The sequence below is a fragment of the Corynebacterium sp. USCH3 genome (assembly GCF_037619475.1).
GTDB lineage: Bacteria > Actinomycetota > Actinomycetes > Mycobacteriales > Mycobacteriaceae > Corynebacterium.
On record NZ_JAQPZT010000004.1, the window covers coordinates 143,284 to 157,726 of the forward strand.

At 65.1% G+C, this 14,443-nt stretch carries 15 protein-coding genes; 3 read left to right on the top strand and 12 right to left on the bottom strand.

Annotation, left to right across the window (positions count from 1 at the left end; translation table 11 throughout):
* Positions 1 to 133 precede the first annotated feature (133 nt).
* Positions 134 to 1,339 carry a tyrosine-type recombinase/integrase gene (locus tag PQI66_RS09695; RefSeq protein WP_339997894.1) on the top strand — a complete coding sequence of 402 codons (1,206 nt, stop codon included), beginning with the start codon at positions 134 to 136 and terminating at the stop codon, positions 1,337 to 1,339.
* On the opposite strand, the gene PQI66_RS09700 is transcribed toward PQI66_RS09695, so the two are convergent.
* Genes PQI66_RS09700 through PQI66_RS09720 form a run of 5 tightly spaced genes read right to left on the bottom strand, consistent with a single transcriptional unit; the run spans position 1,336 to position 6,520 of the window.
* Complete coding sequence (locus PQI66_RS09700) at positions 1,336 to 3,360, bottom strand: SGNH/GDSL hydrolase family protein (RefSeq protein ID WP_339997895.1); 2,025 nt, start codon at positions 3,358 to 3,360, stop codon at positions 1,336 to 1,338. The two genes, PQI66_RS09695 and PQI66_RS09700, sit on opposite strands and share 4 nt — an antisense overlap.
* Entirely contained in the window at positions 3,360 to 4,526 is a 1,167-nt protein-coding gene (locus tag PQI66_RS09705) for a hypothetical protein (protein ID WP_339997897.1), read from the bottom strand. Before PQI66_RS09705 ends, PQI66_RS09700 begins: the two co-directional genes overlap by 1 nt.
* Positions 4,519 to 4,887, bottom strand: a complete 369-nt coding sequence (locus PQI66_RS09710) for a hypothetical protein (protein WP_339997899.1) — start codon at positions 4,885 to 4,887, stop codon at positions 4,519 to 4,521. The genes PQI66_RS09705 and PQI66_RS09710 overlap by 8 nt, the downstream gene beginning before the upstream one ends.
* Entirely contained in the window at positions 4,884 to 5,456 is a 573-nt protein-coding gene (locus PQI66_RS09715) for a hypothetical protein (RefSeq protein WP_339997900.1), read from the bottom strand. The genes PQI66_RS09710 and PQI66_RS09715 overlap by 4 nt, the downstream gene beginning before the upstream one ends.
* Entirely contained in the window at positions 5,453 to 6,520 is a 1,068-nt protein-coding gene (locus PQI66_RS09720) for a phage tail protein (protein WP_339997901.1), read from the bottom strand. Before PQI66_RS09720 ends, PQI66_RS09715 begins: the two co-directional genes overlap by 4 nt.
* A 101-nt stretch (positions 6,521 to 6,621) precedes the next feature.
* On the opposite strand from PQI66_RS09720, the gene PQI66_RS09725 reads away from it, so the two are divergent.
* Together PQI66_RS09725 and PQI66_RS09730 are read left to right on the top strand one after the other, a co-directional pair.
* Positions 6,622 to 7,080 carry a hypothetical protein gene (locus PQI66_RS09725; protein ID WP_339997902.1) on the top strand — a complete coding sequence of 153 codons (459 nt, stop codon included), beginning with the start codon at positions 6,622 to 6,624 and terminating at the stop codon, positions 7,078 to 7,080.
* A 157-nt stretch (positions 7,081 to 7,237) separates the two neighbouring features.
* On the top strand, positions 7,238 to 7,666 hold the full coding sequence (locus tag PQI66_RS09730) for a hypothetical protein (RefSeq protein WP_339997904.1): 429 nt from the start codon (positions 7,238 to 7,240) through the stop codon (positions 7,664 to 7,666).
* Positions 7,667 to 7,693: 27 nt separating this feature from the next.
* Here PQI66_RS09730 and PQI66_RS09735 read toward each other — a convergent pair whose 3' ends face one another.
* From PQI66_RS09735 to PQI66_RS09765, 7 genes are all read right to left on the bottom strand, one after another.
* A complete protein-coding gene (locus PQI66_RS09735) occupies positions 7,694 to 8,686 on the bottom strand; it encodes a hypothetical protein (RefSeq protein ID WP_339997905.1) in 993 nt (330 codons plus the stop codon).
* A gap of 766 nt (positions 8,687 to 9,452) precedes the next feature.
* Positions 9,453 to 9,689: a hypothetical protein gene (locus PQI66_RS09740; RefSeq protein ID WP_339997906.1), complete on the bottom strand. Its 237-nt coding sequence runs from the start codon at positions 9,687 to 9,689 to the stop codon at positions 9,453 to 9,455.
* Positions 9,690 to 9,739: 50 nt separating this feature from the next.
* On the bottom strand, positions 9,740 to 10,123 hold the full coding sequence (locus PQI66_RS09745; protein WP_339997907.1) for a hypothetical protein: 384 nt from the start codon (positions 10,121 to 10,123) through the stop codon (positions 9,740 to 9,742).
* 50 nt (positions 10,124 to 10,173) lie between these two features.
* Positions 10,174 to 10,629 carry a hypothetical protein gene (locus PQI66_RS09750; RefSeq protein ID WP_339997908.1) on the bottom strand — a complete coding sequence of 152 codons (456 nt, stop codon included), beginning with the start codon at positions 10,627 to 10,629 and terminating at the stop codon, positions 10,174 to 10,176.
* A 1-nt stretch (position 10,630) separates the two neighbouring features.
* Positions 10,631 to 12,082, bottom strand: coding sequence for a glycoside hydrolase domain-containing protein (locus PQI66_RS09755; RefSeq protein ID WP_339997909.1), 1,452 nt, complete (start codon positions 12,080 to 12,082; stop codon positions 10,631 to 10,633).
* Between the two features lie 30 nt (positions 12,083 to 12,112).
* A complete protein-coding gene (locus tag PQI66_RS09760) occupies positions 12,113 to 13,582 on the bottom strand; it encodes a Gp37-like protein (RefSeq protein WP_445228023.1) in 1,470 nt (489 codons plus the stop codon).
* A complete protein-coding gene (locus tag PQI66_RS09765) occupies positions 13,576 to 14,436 on the bottom strand; it encodes a hypothetical protein (protein ID WP_339997912.1) in 861 nt (286 codons plus the stop codon). The genes PQI66_RS09760 and PQI66_RS09765 overlap by 7 nt, the downstream gene beginning before the upstream one ends.
* Between the last annotated feature and the right edge of the window lie 7 nt (positions 14,437 to 14,443).

Sequence of the window (14,443 nt, forward strand, 5' to 3'; positions counted from 1 at the left end):
AGAGCATTGCGACCACGAAACGCCTGTTCGTGTCGCGTGTGCGGATGCTCTCATTGCTACCATCGTCACCTGGTTTTATGTGGTCATGTCCGCACTTCTGTCGTACCTACGGACACGGAGAGGACTACACCCGATGAGCAAGATCAGAGGCGACCTGAACCCCCCGAAGTTCCGCGAGTCACGGGGATTGTGGTTCGCCACACTGGACCTGGGCCGCGGGCCGGACGGGAAGCGGCGCAAGGTGGAGGTGTCGTCGAAGACCCGCGCCGGCTGCATCCAGAAGCGGATGGAGCGCATTCGGGAGATCGAGGACGGGACGTACACCCCTGGCGTGAAGCCGACAGTGTCGTCGTGGATGGATCACTGGTGCGACGAGATCGCGTCGGATCGAGTGGCGCCGCGGACGCTGGCGAACTACCGGAGCTACACGCGCAAGCACATCACACCGCATGTGGGAGCCCGTCGGCTGGACGCGCTGTCGGTGGATGATGTGCGGGAGCTACATCGGGGGATGCGGGAATCGGGGGTGTCTGACCGGGTGGTGCAGGCGGTGCACAACACGTTGTCGAAGGCGTTAAAGGATGCGACGCGGGAGGGCGTGATTGCACAAAACGTGTGCGACAGGATGGATCGGCCGCGGGCGCGGATGCAGGAGCGTGGGTCGTATTCGCGTGCGGAGGTGCGGGCGATTCTGACGACTGCGGAGGGTGACGGGCCGGGGGAGTACTCGCGGTGGATGGCGGCGCTGACGCTCGGCAGCCGGCAGGGGGAGTTGCTGGCGTTCGAGTGGTCGCGCCTGGACCTCACCGGCGGTATGGCGGACTTGTCGTGGCAGGTGCAGCAGTTGCCGTGGCGGCACGGCCACGGGTGCTCGTGCGGGCTGGACGTGGCTGCGCGGCAGTGCCGGCACAAGGAGCCGGACGCGCCCGCCTGGTTTGAGCTGAGGCCGGCGCACAAGGGCCGGTGGTTTACGCGGCCGAAGACGAGGGCGTCGGTGCGGGCATTGCCGTTACCGGGCCCGCTGGTGGATGTGCTGCGGAAGTGGCGTGAGATTGCGCCGGAGACGAGCTTGGGGCTGGTGTGGCCGGATAGTCGAGGACTACCGCGAACCGACCGGATGGACCGGGCGGCGTGGACGGACCTGTGCAAGCGGGCCGGAGTGCGGCAGCTGACGCTGCACTCCGCCCGGCACACGATGGTGTCTCTGCTCTTGGACGACGGGGTCGATCCGGAGGTGATCCGGCAGATCGCGGGGCACTCCACCATCCTGTCGACCCGCGGGTACATGCACGTGTCCGCGGACCGGGCCCGCGACGCGTTGGCCAGGCTGGCGGGTTAGTGGGCGACGAACCGCCACCAGACGCGGCCTCGTCCGCCGGACTGTCCGGCGCTGTTGTTGTTGCCGGGCCCTCCGCCTCCACCGGGGGCGTTGCCGACCTGCCCGTTGCTCGCGTTGCCGCCGCCGGTAAATGCCCGGCCGAACGCGGTGTAGTCGCCTGCTCCCCGGCCGGGCTGGTTGCCGTTGGTACTGGTGCCCGGCCCCCCGCCATTGGCGGTGAGGATGCGGACCCCGTCGAGCTCGGCGTACGAGGGCTGTCCGGTTGAGCCGTTGTTGGAATTGCCCGATCCTCCGGCCCCTGCCTCGCCAGCCTTGCGGGTGAACGTCTGCCCCGGGGCGACGGTGAAGGATACGTGGGCCCAGGTGCCGGCGCGGCCTCCGTCGCCGGTGGCGAACCATCCTCCGCCGGAGCCGCCGCCGCCAGCGCCGATGGCAACGACTTCGATCGTGTCGGCCCATTCGGGGACTGCGCTGGTACCCACGGATGCCGAGGTGGTTTCGGACCAGTCGGAGGCCCGCGTGGTGACCTTGATGTCGTGCTTGGCGGCAAAGGCGGCGATGCGGGCGGCGACGGTGTCGGGGTCTGCGCCGTGGTGCCACCACATCTCCCGGACGTCCATGTCGGACCAGTTCACGTCGCCGTAGTTCGTTCCGAGCTTGAGCGAGCGCATCCACGGGCCCATGTTCGTGTCCGGCGACTGCACCGGCACCGACTCGCCGTACAGGCTGTTGAGGTGGATGCGGGAGTGCCCCGACGGCAGGAAACTGATCGCTATCACTACCGGGCCGGTGAGCAGGTCACCGCCGATCGGGGCGCCTGGACTCAAGGCTGACCCTGACGCTGCTTTCAGTGTTCCGGCGTTGCGGTCGTACCACGCCCACGTGTAGCCGTTGTCCACTCCAGAGCGTGACCACAAGGGCTGTGAGGCGGTTCCGCCACTGGCGGTCAGGCTGCTGAGCACGATGTAGGCGGTGATTGGCAGGGCCTGCACGCCGCCCCAGTCGTCTGTCTGCATCTTCCGGTTGCCGCCGGTGAAGTCCAGGGAGTCGACGCCGTTGAAGGTGGCTCGCTTCAGGGTAGGGCGGTAGTCGCCGGAGGCGGTCATGCGGGTGCCGGACTGCAGCACGCCCTCAGGGGTGAACGACGACATGCGGGTGCCGTTGTTGAGGTGATCCCAGTCGGCGGCGTCGAAGCCGTAGATGACCTGGTCTTCGTGGGTGTCGAGGCCCCACCACTCAGCGATCACCGCGGCGAGGAGCGAGTTGCCGCGCTCGTTGAGGTGCACCTGGTCGCTGGCGAACACGGACGTGTCGCTGGCCCCGGCGTGTGCGCGTGCCTCGTCGAATAGTGCTCCGGCGTCGAGGAACTCGCCGCGGGTGGTGTCCTCGGCGACCTCGCGCAGCACCCGACCGTAGTCAGCCCACTTGTTGGTCACCGCGGCGTCGTCGACGTCCTCCCGCCGCGGCGCGTGGATGAACAACTGCCGAGTGTCGCCGCTGATGCCGTTGCGCAGGACGTTGTTGGTGACGGCGACCAGATCGTCGCGGTAATCGTTCAGGGAGCGCTGCAGCCCGTAGTCGTTGCTGCCCACCATGTGCACCACGAGGTTCGGCTGGTAGCTCTGGACGATCGACTGCCGCTCCGGGCCGTAGTAGTTGTTGGCCGTCGTGCCGCCGACACCGGCGTTGAGGAAGTGGAAACCGGCAGCGGACGGCGCCGGGTAGGTTCCGCTCGTGCCCTTGCGCATTGGCGTGGCCTCCACCCCGGGCAGGTGCGAGGCCAGGTAGGCGGTGAGCTGGTACACCACACCCTCCGGCCAGGCGACGCCGTGGCCCTGGATCGTCGACGAGCCGATGAACAGGATCCGCAACGACCCCGTCCTGGCGCGGTCCCACTGGTAGTCCATGCGGGAGCCGGCGCGGGCCGACCACACCATTGCCCCGTTCATCCATGCGGACTGCATCGGGACACCGTCGAGCACCATCGCCGTGACCGGTGCGCCGTTGATCGTGGCGCTCATCAGGCCTCCTTCACGAGGTACAGGACGCCCGGGTCGGTGCCGACGGCGTCCTCACTGTCGACGACGACAATGCGGGAATCGACGTAGGACCGCGGTGTGGCGTCCGTGTCGCCGGACGGTTGGCCGACCTCTAGTTGCCCGTTGGACCTGCGGAACGGAATCGTCAGGCCGGTGGCCGCGCTTGCGTAGCGGACCTCCGACTGTGAGCCGCCGGCGGACGTGCCGTACAGGCGGTTGCCGAGACTCGTGGTCGGCACCTTGCCGTCGAGAGCACCCTGCAGGCCGTCAACATCATCGATGGCGTGATCGTGATCCTTGGCTGCTTTGTTCGCGATGGCCTCGTTGACCTGGTCGAGCATGTCCCGGTTCTCGCTGGCGTACTCCGCAAGCTCACGCAGCGTGTCCAGGTCCTCCGGGGCGCCGTCGATCAGGTCCGAGATCTGCCGCCCGACTTCGCCGCGGGCGTCATCCCGTGCGTCTTCTGCGCCCTTCTGCGCTTTTTCGGCACCGTCGCGGGCCGTGACTGCACGCGCCGTGTCGTCGGCGACTGCCTGTCGTAGCGACTCCGACACCGTTTCCGCAGCGGTCTCCGCGGCGAGCTCGGCGGCGGCGTCCGCCTCGGCACGCACGACGTCATCGAGGGGAATGCGGCGGAGCTCGCGCACACCGGCCTCGTCCGAGACGGTGACGACAAGTTCGCCGTTCTCCGGCACGATGTCGTGCAGGGACGTGCCGGCTGGCCCGCGGGTGATGCCGTCGGGCACGTTCGCCACCGGTGCGACGAGCGTCAGGTCGACTTCGCCGCCGGGGATGACCTCGAAGACGATGGGGGAGAGCTTGAACGACCATCCGCCGGCCTGCATGTTCGAGAACCGGGCCTTCCACACCAGGCGGGGCGGGTTCATCTGCTCTCCGCCGGCCAGCAGGCGGACGCCCTCGCGGCCGCGGTGCAGGATCACCCCGTCGCTGATGCGGGCGTCGATCGGCCGGGGGACGACGGTGACGTGCGCGCCGTCCTCCACCATGGTCACGGCGTCGCCGCCACCGAGAACCGGCGTGAGGGTGAGTTGCCCCTGGACAGGGAGCCGGTCGGGGTCGGTGTCATCGTCGGGGCCGTCGACCACATAAGCAGCGACGGCCCGTTTCACTGTGCAGAATTCAGCCATGTCGAACCTCGCTTAGATCGATGGTGCCGCCGGCCGGGGCGGTGAAGCGGATGGGGGAGAGGGTGAACGGCCACCCGTCGGACTGCATGTCCGACCACGAGGCCCGCCAGTCGATACCGGCAACAACACGCACCGACTGCTCGCCGCGCCACCGGATCGCGCCGTCGACGATCGGCACCTCAATCGGCGCGATAACCAGCGTCGTGGCGCTGACCTCGTCGACCTCGACGTGACCGTCCGGGACCAGCGGGGTCAGCGTCAGGCGACCCTGGACGTGCGCCCGGTCCGGGTCGCGGTCAGCGTCCGGGCCATCCACCTTGAACGCCGTCAGGTGGTGAGTGACGGTGCAGAATTCGGTCATCCGAACGGTCCCGCCTTGCCGTCGATACGGTACATCGTCATCTTCATCTCGCCCTGGGTCCAAGACCCGCTGCCCATAGCCATCGGGACGATCAACTTTCCAGGCTGATCCGCGACATAAACATCGCTGAAGTTGGCATAGGCAATCGTTCTCCGGTTCGCGGTATCGGATGATGCGTAAGTCGAGTCAGCGGTAGTGGACACCTGAAACCAGGTATCACCTGATGCCGGGGTACATCGAAAGTTCACCGTGATCTGCCAGACCCCAGCATCGAGGATCCTCAGCCCCCAGTAACCGTTCGAGTTGCGCACGGCGTTCACCCCGACGCCGGGGAACGCCGAGCGGTTCCCAGTGATGCCCACGGCCTGATTGGCACTGCCCGACATGTAGCTCCCGCCGGGAAGGTCATCCGTGAACGGGTAGTGGTAGATGTTGCCGTAGCCGAGCATGCCGCCGATCGCGCCGAGCTCCGACTTCTTCACCATGTTCTCCTGCAACGCGCTGAACACGTCTGGGCGAATACCGAACGTCCCGCTCCGCGACCTGCTGTTCTCCGGGTTGCGGTTCATACCCCCGTCACCACCGGCTGCGCCATGACCACCAGACTGTTCCACTCGCGGTCCGTCTTCCACGCGCCGATCCCGCCGCCAGCCTTCTTCAACACGACATAGATCGTGGTCGGCGTGTTCGCATCCACGACGCCATAGGCGGCGCCCGGGGTGACCGTCTGCGGAAAGAACGGGCGGATGATCGTCGGATCATCCCAGCGTTGCAGCGTTTTTCCCACGCCATAGCCGATGACGTCGCCTTGCTGCGCGTTACCGACCCTGACCTCAACGTCGATCTGCACGCCGATCGGAGTCTCCGCCTTAACCAGGCCGCCGGCCACCATCGGCCGCCAATCGAACGGTAGGCCCGGCACTGTCATCGACGCGACAATCGCCGACGACCAATTCGCCGACTCAATCAAGCCGACGTTGACGACAGAGAAGTCCGACGGCCCCAACGCGAACGGCCCCATCGGATTCAGAACAGTCCGCGGCGCCCACATCGTGCCGTTCCACACCAGAGCCTCACCCGGCGATGGCGGCTGACTGAGATCCACATCCGGCGCATCCGACACCGCAGACCCCTCACCACGCGGCCCAGGATCACCCGGGGCCCCCCGCTGACCACGCGGCAACGTGAAGTCCAGCACCACCAGATCATCCGTCGACGCCGCCTGATCCACAATCACCGACGCCTCATCACCAGACCGCACCTCGCCGACACGGACCCGCGGAGTATCCCCCGTCTCCCCCTTCATGCCGATGAAATTCGGCACCTCCAGGTAGTCGTAACCGTCCCAGATGTACAGCGAGTTGTTGCCCGTGCACGGGAACGCCGCCCCCTCATCAACCAACGCCAAGTCAGCCGGAAGCTCCGACCGCTCCGACACGATATACCGCCACCACAACTGCGCCCCCGGATCACCCTTCGGTCCCGGTTCACCCCGCCGGCCCCGCGGCAGCTCCAGGTACGCCGTATCTGGCGTCACCTCGATGATCGCCCGCTGCGTGCTCATGACGTCCTCGACGTCGACCCATGTCAGACGCAGCTGGGTAGTCAGATCGCGGTACGTCGGCGTAGTCATGCGGTGCACTCCGTGGGGGGTAGGCGGTGTAACCCCGGTAGTGTGCACCAGCCCCGCCGGTGTCCAGATCCATGTCCGGACCGCGGTCTACACTCCACCCCATGCTGTACTCAGAGCACGACCCGCTCCGAACCTTCGACACGCTCGAGGACGTCGTCACCGAGTGCGTGATCCCTGCCCTCCGCGATGAAGGCCTCGACCCGTCCGACTACGACCCCGTCGGCATTGCACTGTCCGTCTCCGAGAAAGTCGATGGGCAGTGGGTGGCGCAGACGATCCGGCTGCGCGACGCGAAGTGGTGGCACCTACTCCCCGAGGATCCGGTGAAGCGGCTCGTCGAGCACGCCCGGATCGCGGACCAGGCCGTGCGCCGCGCCAAGGCAGCCGGGGACACGGAGGAGATGCACGCGATGGAGGACCGGAGGAACCGGGCTGCGTCAGCCGCATTCGCCGCAGGCGCCAGCATTGAGGTCATCGCGAAGCGGATCCACCGTGAGTCCTACCGGGTCGCCGACTGGATCAAGGCGGCCAACGACGGACGACTGCCCGACCGAGAATAGCCGAAAAGCCACATTTCCTAGGGAACGGTGGAGGCGAGCAGATTGCGTCACGATCATACAAGGAATCTATGCGAACGCAGAATCCCAAGAATCACTTGGGCATCATACGATAAGCAGAATTTATTCTCTTGAGACACATCAGGATCGTCAGTACTAGATGAGTAACAGTCCCTATAAGAAGACAGCTGACCCAGACCGGAGCACCATCATCATCGTGCCCCACCCAGATCGCAACTATTCCCAGGCAAGTAGTTACCAAGCCGACAAGTACAGCGTAGCTAACATTCGCGAACAACTCGTCAAGCAACTTGAGAAGGTTTGCCCTTCCGGACGCAACCGGATCATTACCAGCAGTAATCCTCAACTGGAATACAAAGACCACGAGAGCGAACAGAAGCGCAGCGAAAACTGCCACCCCACCAAGGAAAGCCCCAATGTCAGTCGCCCGGTATCCGGCGAACGCAGAGAGAACAGCAACGAGAACCGGGAAGCCGAGCTGAAGTGCGAAATCCCAGAAGCTTCTCTTTCCCGTTGCGGCGTCCCTGAACGTATCCAAGTGGTCGCCAACTATTGGCCCAGGACTTGATTTATGGGACATGAATCCTTCGCCTACCTAGACGTCCTTCGGTGGATCTCCCACCAGTCTAACATTCAATTTCTCGGATTTCCACTTTTCAACCTGCTGCTTCTCTGACCAATCCTCCCCTAGGCGAGCGAACAGGCTCTGCGCCTCGTCGAGGGCTACGCCACGTATTGCTGAAGCGGTCGGAGCGTCTTCGTCGTGCTCGGAGAGAACTTTCATCAGCAACGGCGTCGCCGTATCGTGAATCTCGAATTTTCTCTGCCGGCCGTCCTTGACAAGTGTGATAAATGTATTGTCAACTTCGGTCCCCTCAGGAAGCTCGACGATTCCGCGGGGCGGTTCCTTCTTGTTTCGAATCGTTCCAATTATTCCCTTGTCGAGGAACCTATTCCCGTCATTCGGGGCGATAGAGATTGTCACCTTATGATGTGATTTTCTGGGCCTATCGGAGTCTGCGATATCTGATGGTGTTTTCGTTATCTCCATGTCCACCTCGAGGAGTTTGGCTGCCTCGATCCATGCCTCGCTCTCCGTTATTCCGCTGACCTGAAACACGAGGTCAGGAAAATGCGACTTCATCGAAAGTATAAATACATCAAGCACCCTTTTTGCACCACACCTCATGGAGGATATTTCTCGAAAGAGGATGGCTGTTTTTGATTTATCAGGGCAAACGAGCACGCCATGTGTAATTACGAGTATCGAGTCATCCTCGCCGAATGCGTGCTCGTCCCTATTTCTGTTATTTAAGACTCTCCCTTTTTCTCCGTACGCCCCTGTTTCGGTGGCGAACTCGACAATTCGACCCGATGCCTTAACGGGATCGGTCAACGTGGTCGCTTTCTTGTTTGTCTCATCCGTCAAAGAATCAGGGGTAACAACCTGGAGAAACCCCCAGAAAAGTTCCAGTAGATCGTATGTACTCCCGTCACGATGGGGGAGACGATCAAGCTGGACAATATCGTCGGGCTTTCCCCTCTTATTGATCCTGATGGAGGTGTATCCCATGGTTCTTCGTGCCACTGCGTAGTGTCTCCTGGCTAGGTGCGGTACGTCGTGGCTGTAGATTATCCAACCTAAGGGCCACCTGCGGCGAATTCGGTACTATCCGGGGGTGAACAATCGCATGCGGGGTGCCATTGCCTGCGTGTAGTTGAAGTCTGCGGGGAGCTGCACGCCTAGGGGGGATCGGCGGCGCTCAACCCTGACGGGGCGGCCACGATGGTCCCCCGCCGAAGATCAGCGTACCGCGGCGCTGTGACGGCGTCCCCGGAACGCAAAAAGCCCCCGCACCGAAGTGCGGGGGCTCAGGTTGCGAGTGCGATTAAGCAGCGCCGCCGGTGATGGAGCCGGTGACGAGGGCGATGGCGCCCTGGAAGAAGCCGGCGATAGCGGTGACGATGTCAGAGATGATGTTCAGCATGGTGTTCCCCTTCGAGGAAGTGTGAAGATGGTGTGTGCGCCGAGGTTTTCCTCGCCGCTCTGATGCGAGTACCGACCGCGGTGGAGAGTTCGTTACATGCCGGTACGAAAACTACCCCCGGGGGTGAGGAACATCGTCGATCAACGCGAAGACGCACCTCAGCAGACTAATCCGCCGAGGTGCGCTTGCTGTTTCTCAAAAGGGATCATGCTCAGATCCTCGCCCGGCGGTCATCTCCTACCGCCGGACAAGCCATACTGTATCCCATGGGAACACACTCAGGAATTGCAACACCCCCAGGGGTGCCGTAACCGATCTCCACCTCACGTCGCCGGGTCGTTGTACAGAATCGGAGGAAGTCGCGGCCTAGTGCGCCGACTGGTCCAGATCTTCACGCAGCTCCGCGGGGATCGGCGGGTGCTGGTCCGGGTGCAACCGCTCGAGCAGAACCTTCATGAACCGCAGTGCAGCCCACCGCCAGGCTCGCATCCCCTCGACTTCGGCGCGGAGCACCTTCACCTCTTCCCGCAATGCCTTCACGTCCTCTGACAGCGTCTTGTACCACTCCGGGCCCTGCTCCATGCTCTTGCCTCGCAGTGCCATGATCGCTCCGATGATGCTGACGATGCCGCCGATGATCGCGACCGTGAGGGTTATGTTTCCTCCGTCGATAGCGCATCACCTCCGGGCTGGATTCGCTGGTGCAGTAGTACGTAGTAGGCGGTCGCGGTGAGGGCGGCGACACCGTAGGTGAGGGCTGTGACGTACTCGCCGCGACTGTCGCCTTGCAGCCAAGATCCCAGATACAGGATCGCCCACATGGCGGGCAGGCCGATGACGAGTCCGATCCCGAGGGGCATCCAGCGGCGAAGCAGTGCGCACATGACGGCCACTCCGCCGCCCGTGATCCAGACGATCGCCCACACCCACAGTGGCGCGAACTGCTCCACGGTCGGCAGGCGGTCAGAGTCGCGGACGACGGCCGGCAGGTAGAAGAACCCGCGGGCGGCCGATGACAGGCCGATCAGCCCGAGCATTACCCACCCCGAGCACAAGGCCCGGACAGCGAAAGCGCACACGCCGCGCATCACCGACTCCGTCGGTCGGCGTTGAACCGGTCGACCCAGTCGGTGAGGTCGCGGGCGGCGTCGTTGACGGTGTCGCGCAGGCGGTGCTGCCCGACGTACTCCGGCTCCGGAGATTCCGGCTCGTCGACGGTGTCGTCGTGGGTGTGGCGGGCGTCGATGTACTCCGCCTGAGCATCTGTGAGCTTGCGGCGCAGGGACTCGCTGAACCCATTCTTTGTGCCGCGCACTCCGAGAGCGGTACCGAGGCTGGTAATCGTCACTATGGTGACCACCGCCCAGTAGGGGAGGTCGAGCCCCATCGACAGTATCCCGCCGGCGATAGTGGCGATCGCGCCGATGATCGCGGTGAGGGTGTTGGCGATCTTCTTGTACCAGGGCTCCTCTTCGAACTTGTCGCGGATAATGTGCCCGATGAACTCGAGGTCAGTCGGGGTGGTTCCGGGGGTTGTTGCCATGTCAGTTTCCTCCGATCAGGGTGTCGAGCTTGGCCTCGACGCGGTCGAGGGCTTCGGTGTTGTCGCGGATCGCGGCGATGATCTCGACGGTGTTGGCGCGGGCGACGAAGCTGTTGGCGTCGGCCATGTACAGCGCGTCGATGGGGCGCAGCTTCACGTCGGAGCCCTCCACGCGGGACGCGTAGGTGCGGGTGATCTTGTCGAAGTCGGCCATGATGTTCTCCTCCTCGAGGAATGGGGGTCGGTCGATGTAGCGCTGAACGGCGGCGCGGAACGTCGGCATGTCGATGCCGCCCGGGTCCCACTTGCCGTCGGAGCTGTAGTCCTTGTGGCCGGGCACGGCCCACTCGGCGGGCTTGTCGAGCACCCAGCACACCGCGGCGCAGATGCGGTGGTAGGCGTCGAGCATGTCCGCCGGCCACGCGCTCGTGCCCGAGCTGTTCGCCTCGACGCCGATGGTCTCGTAGTTGGCGTCGTTGGTCGTCAGTCCCCGGTAGGAGCCCCGACCGGCATGCCAGGCCACCCCGACGCCGACGATGCGGGCGACCGCATCGCGGGTGAGGTGGATCTGGGACAGCATGCCGCGCAGATCCGAGCGCCCGTCACGGATCAGCGAGGTCGGGGTGTTGTCGCCGCCGGTGTGGTGGGCCATGATCCCGCGGATGTCGCGGAAGTCGCCGTTGCCGCGCTGCTTCCAGCCCGGCTCCTCGACGACCTTCACGCCGAAGGCCCGGAGCGCGTCAGCGAGCCACGTCGGGTCACCACGCCAGCCAGGGCGCTTCGTCACCGACGGGAGCTGCGGGGCCGCCGGGGTCGTATCGGTGAGCGGCTGGTGGCCCCAGTTGGTGTGGTAGGTGTCGTTGATGTCGATCTGCACGCCGTCGGGACCGGGAGTGTTGTGCACGCGCTGGTACAGCACGGCGTAGTCCCGTCCGGTTGCGCCTGCAGACCAGGATCTGGTGACCCAGCCGAGCACGCGGCCCGGGGCGACGCTGGCGACCACGTCGTCTTCCATCGCCCAGTGCACGACGCGGGAGTGGCCGTAGACGCCGACTCGGTGCTTGCCGAGGACGGCTCCCGCGGCCTTGAAGTACTCGACCGCAACGCTGTTCCACTGGTTGAGGGCGATGTCGAAGTCGACCGCGAAGAAGACGGGGTGGCCGGCCAGGCCGACGGCGTTGAGCCGCTTCTGCGCGGCCTCCGCATCAGCCCGGCCACCAGCAGCGCCGCGCATCACGTCCGACGCCTGCGCCGTGCCCGCACCGTACTGCCACACCACCGCTATCTTCAGCCCGGCGGCGCGGTACTCGTCGACCTTCGCCTTGGTCAAGGGCTTCGCGCCCATCCACGGCTCGCGGGCCGGGGAAATGTACGCGACCACGCCGTCGTGCCCGGCGGCTTTGATCGCCCGGCCTGACGGGAACGCCGCGCTGAAGTCGATGACTGTGCTCATGCGCGGCAGTGTCGCACTGGCAGGGTGGTGTCAGGACAGGCCGAAGTCCGTCTGCGTCGACAGGACCTTGCCGAGCAGGTTCGTGAAGTCGAGGAACCCGTTGCTTCGGTTCCTCGCCTTTCCGACCTTCGGGGTGATCCGCACTCGCTCACCAGGCCGGTCCGTGACAGTGACACCGGTGACGATGTCGGATACGACCGCGCCAGACAGGTGCTCTTCGAACGTCACCCGGTCCCCGATACGCCACCCGTGGCGGGTCTTGCCATTCTCTGCGATCTGGTCATCACCCATGACCTTGCTGATACCGTCGGCGATGGCGATCTCGATGGACTGCCCACCCGCCGTCTCCACCAGGCGGCGTTCAGCAAGGGCGGAGGTGTCGAACGTGAACGCGCCCGCGCTCGAGGACGTGAACTCTTCACGGGGCGCGAACGGCCCCATGCGTGCCAGTCGCTCCACGTCCGTGCGCTGCGTGTACGCGAACAGGGTGTCGGTGAGTTGGTCGGTGATGATGTTGCCGATGATCCCGCCGATCACACCACCCGCCGGACCGGCCGCCGAACCCAGTGCGATGAGGATGCCCTGGATGGACGCGTCGACGCCGAGGTTCAGCAGCTCGTTGACCCAGTCGTCGGACTTGCCGCCGACGGTCTGGGATGCCGCACCGGGCTTGCGACCGGTCAGGCGGAACTCCTGCACGTCCCTCCCGTTCGTGCTGAACCTCACGTGGGGGCGTTCCCGCACCGGGCGCACCTGGATCAGCAGGCCAGGTACGGTCGGCTCCTGCACTCGCGGCCCCATCGGGTTCACCCGGAGGTTGAGGTTGCAGCGGGTGACCATCGCCTGCCGTTGGAACACCGAGTTGTCCACCAGGGGGATCATCTTGCCGTCCGGGAACGGCTGCCCGGGCCACCACATCTCGCAGCTCAGGAAGTAGTCGTGCTCGTCGAGGACGGGGCCCAACAGTTCCGGCAACGCGGTCATCTTCGCCGCCACATCCACGATCGGGGACTTGTCCACGTGCGGGGGAGGGGGCTGCATGATGTAGCACGGCAGGCCCTCCTGACGGGCCAGGTTCTCCGCCAGGAAGTGTGTAGCGACCGTCCGCAGTCGGTTGATCTGGTAATCCCGCTTGCCCTGCATCGCCAACGAGGACCGGGTGTTCGGCCATGCGGGGATATTCAGCATGTCCTTCGCCTCGACCAGGTTGAACGTCACCGTCTCCCGGCCCGGCTTACCACCGGCTTCGTAGTCGGCGATGGTGCCGGACCAGGACCAGCCCGCACCGTTGTGCGCGGTGATCGGCACGACGTCCTGCGACGCCTGCATCATCCGCGGCACCATCGGATGATCCGCCGGGTACGTCAGCTCGCCAGTGCCGGCAGCGAAGCTACCCTCCTGCTCCAGTTTGAGGTTCATGTAGCCCGGGATCGGACGACGGTTGATCATGTCGTGTGACCACACAGACAGGTTCAGGGGATTCGGGCCGGGGTCTACCATGCTGCCTCCGTCCGCGGGGTGTACTGGACCTCCACCCGGAAATCGCTACCCGGATTCGTCGGCTTGATCGTCAGCCCGACGTTGTTACCGCGGTGCACCCCGCGGGGCGGCAGGGGAGCCTTCCACCACGCGTCCGGGTGCTGGTCCTGGATATCCAGGCCGGTGGTGTCCTGCAGTGACGGCCACACCGGGTCCGTGTCGATCAGATAGCCGGGGTCCAACGACTTCTGGCCGGGGAGGTGGATGTAGTCGTCCGCGACGCCGATGTCGACGCCGTCGTGCTGCCCGGTGATCGCCCACTTCAGGTAGGCGGGCTGGTCGCCGACGTTGACGAGGCGGGCGGTGCGGCAGGTCTCGCGATTGAAAATCCGGGTCTCGTCGAACCGCTGCCAGTACGACCGCTCACTGACGAACCGGACGATCTCGCCGATCTCGCCGGCAGCCCCCGGCAGCGCGTTCTCGCCCAGGTAGTTGACCTCGGCGACACTGTCGACGCGGACGTCGAGCCACCAGTAGCCGGACTCTTTGCTGATCACGTACAGGCGAGCGGTCTGCTTGCCACGCCCCAGCGACTCCCGCCACAAGGCGTGCTGCCGTCGGGCCCACGCACTCGACCGGCGGTCGGCGACCCACAGTTGCAGGGTGATCTCGGCCGGCAGGTCCGTGGTGCCGCGGTACATCGCCCCGTCGACGCCCACAACCTGTTGCCGATCGTGCTCCATCGGTGCGCCCTGCAGCCCTTCGGGGATGCGGGCCAGCCGGACGGGGGAGCCGGGGGCGCCGAAGCGCCAGCGGGTCTTCCGGTCTGCGCCGATGAGGTAGAACCGCAGGAAGTCGGTCACTCCTGTTTTCACGCGCAGC

Bases quoted from the DNA above. Each gene is read 5' to 3' on its own strand.
- PQI66_RS09705 (WP_339997897.1), bottom strand. From the start codon at position 4,526: ATGGCTGAATTCTGCACAGTGAAACGGGCCGTCGCTGCTTATGTGGTC.
- PQI66_RS09710 (WP_339997899.1), bottom strand. From the start codon at position 4,887: ATGACCGAATTCTGCACCGTCACTCACCACCTGACGGCGTTCAAGGTG.
- PQI66_RS09740 (WP_339997906.1), bottom strand. From the start codon at position 9,689: ATGGCACTGCGAGGCAAGAGCATGGAGCAGGGCCCGGAGTGGTACAAG.
- PQI66_RS09760 (WP_445228023.1), bottom strand. From the start codon at position 13,582: ATGGTAGACCCCGGCCCGAATCCCCTGAACCTGTCTGTGTGGTCACAC.
- PQI66_RS09700 (WP_339997895.1), bottom strand. From the start codon at position 3,360: ATGAGCGCCACGATCAACGGCGCACCGGTCACGGCGATGGTGCTCGAC.
- PQI66_RS09745 (WP_339997907.1), bottom strand. From the start codon at position 10,123: ATGCTCGGGCTGATCGGCCTGTCATCGGCCGCCCGCGGGTTCTTCTAC.
- PQI66_RS09750 (WP_339997908.1), bottom strand. From the start codon at position 10,629: ATGGCAACAACCCCCGGAACCACCCCGACTGACCTCGAGTTCATCGGG.
- PQI66_RS09715 (WP_339997900.1), bottom strand. From the start codon at position 5,456: ATGAACCGCAACCCGGAGAACAGCAGGTCGCGGAGCGGGACGTTCGGT.
- PQI66_RS09725 (WP_339997902.1), top strand. From the start codon at position 6,622: ATGCTGTACTCAGAGCACGACCCGCTCCGAACCTTCGACACGCTCGAG.
- PQI66_RS09695 (WP_339997894.1), top strand. From the start codon at position 134: ATGAGCAAGATCAGAGGCGACCTGAACCCCCCGAAGTTCCGCGAGTCA.
- PQI66_RS09730 (WP_339997904.1), top strand. From the start codon at position 7,238: ATGAGTAACAGTCCCTATAAGAAGACAGCTGACCCAGACCGGAGCACC.
- PQI66_RS09755 (WP_339997909.1), bottom strand. From the start codon at position 12,082: ATGAGCACAGTCATCGACTTCAGCGCGGCGTTCCCGTCAGGCCGGGCG.
- PQI66_RS09720 (WP_339997901.1), bottom strand. From the start codon at position 6,520: ATGACTACGCCGACGTACCGCGATCTGACTACCCAGCTGCGTCTGACA.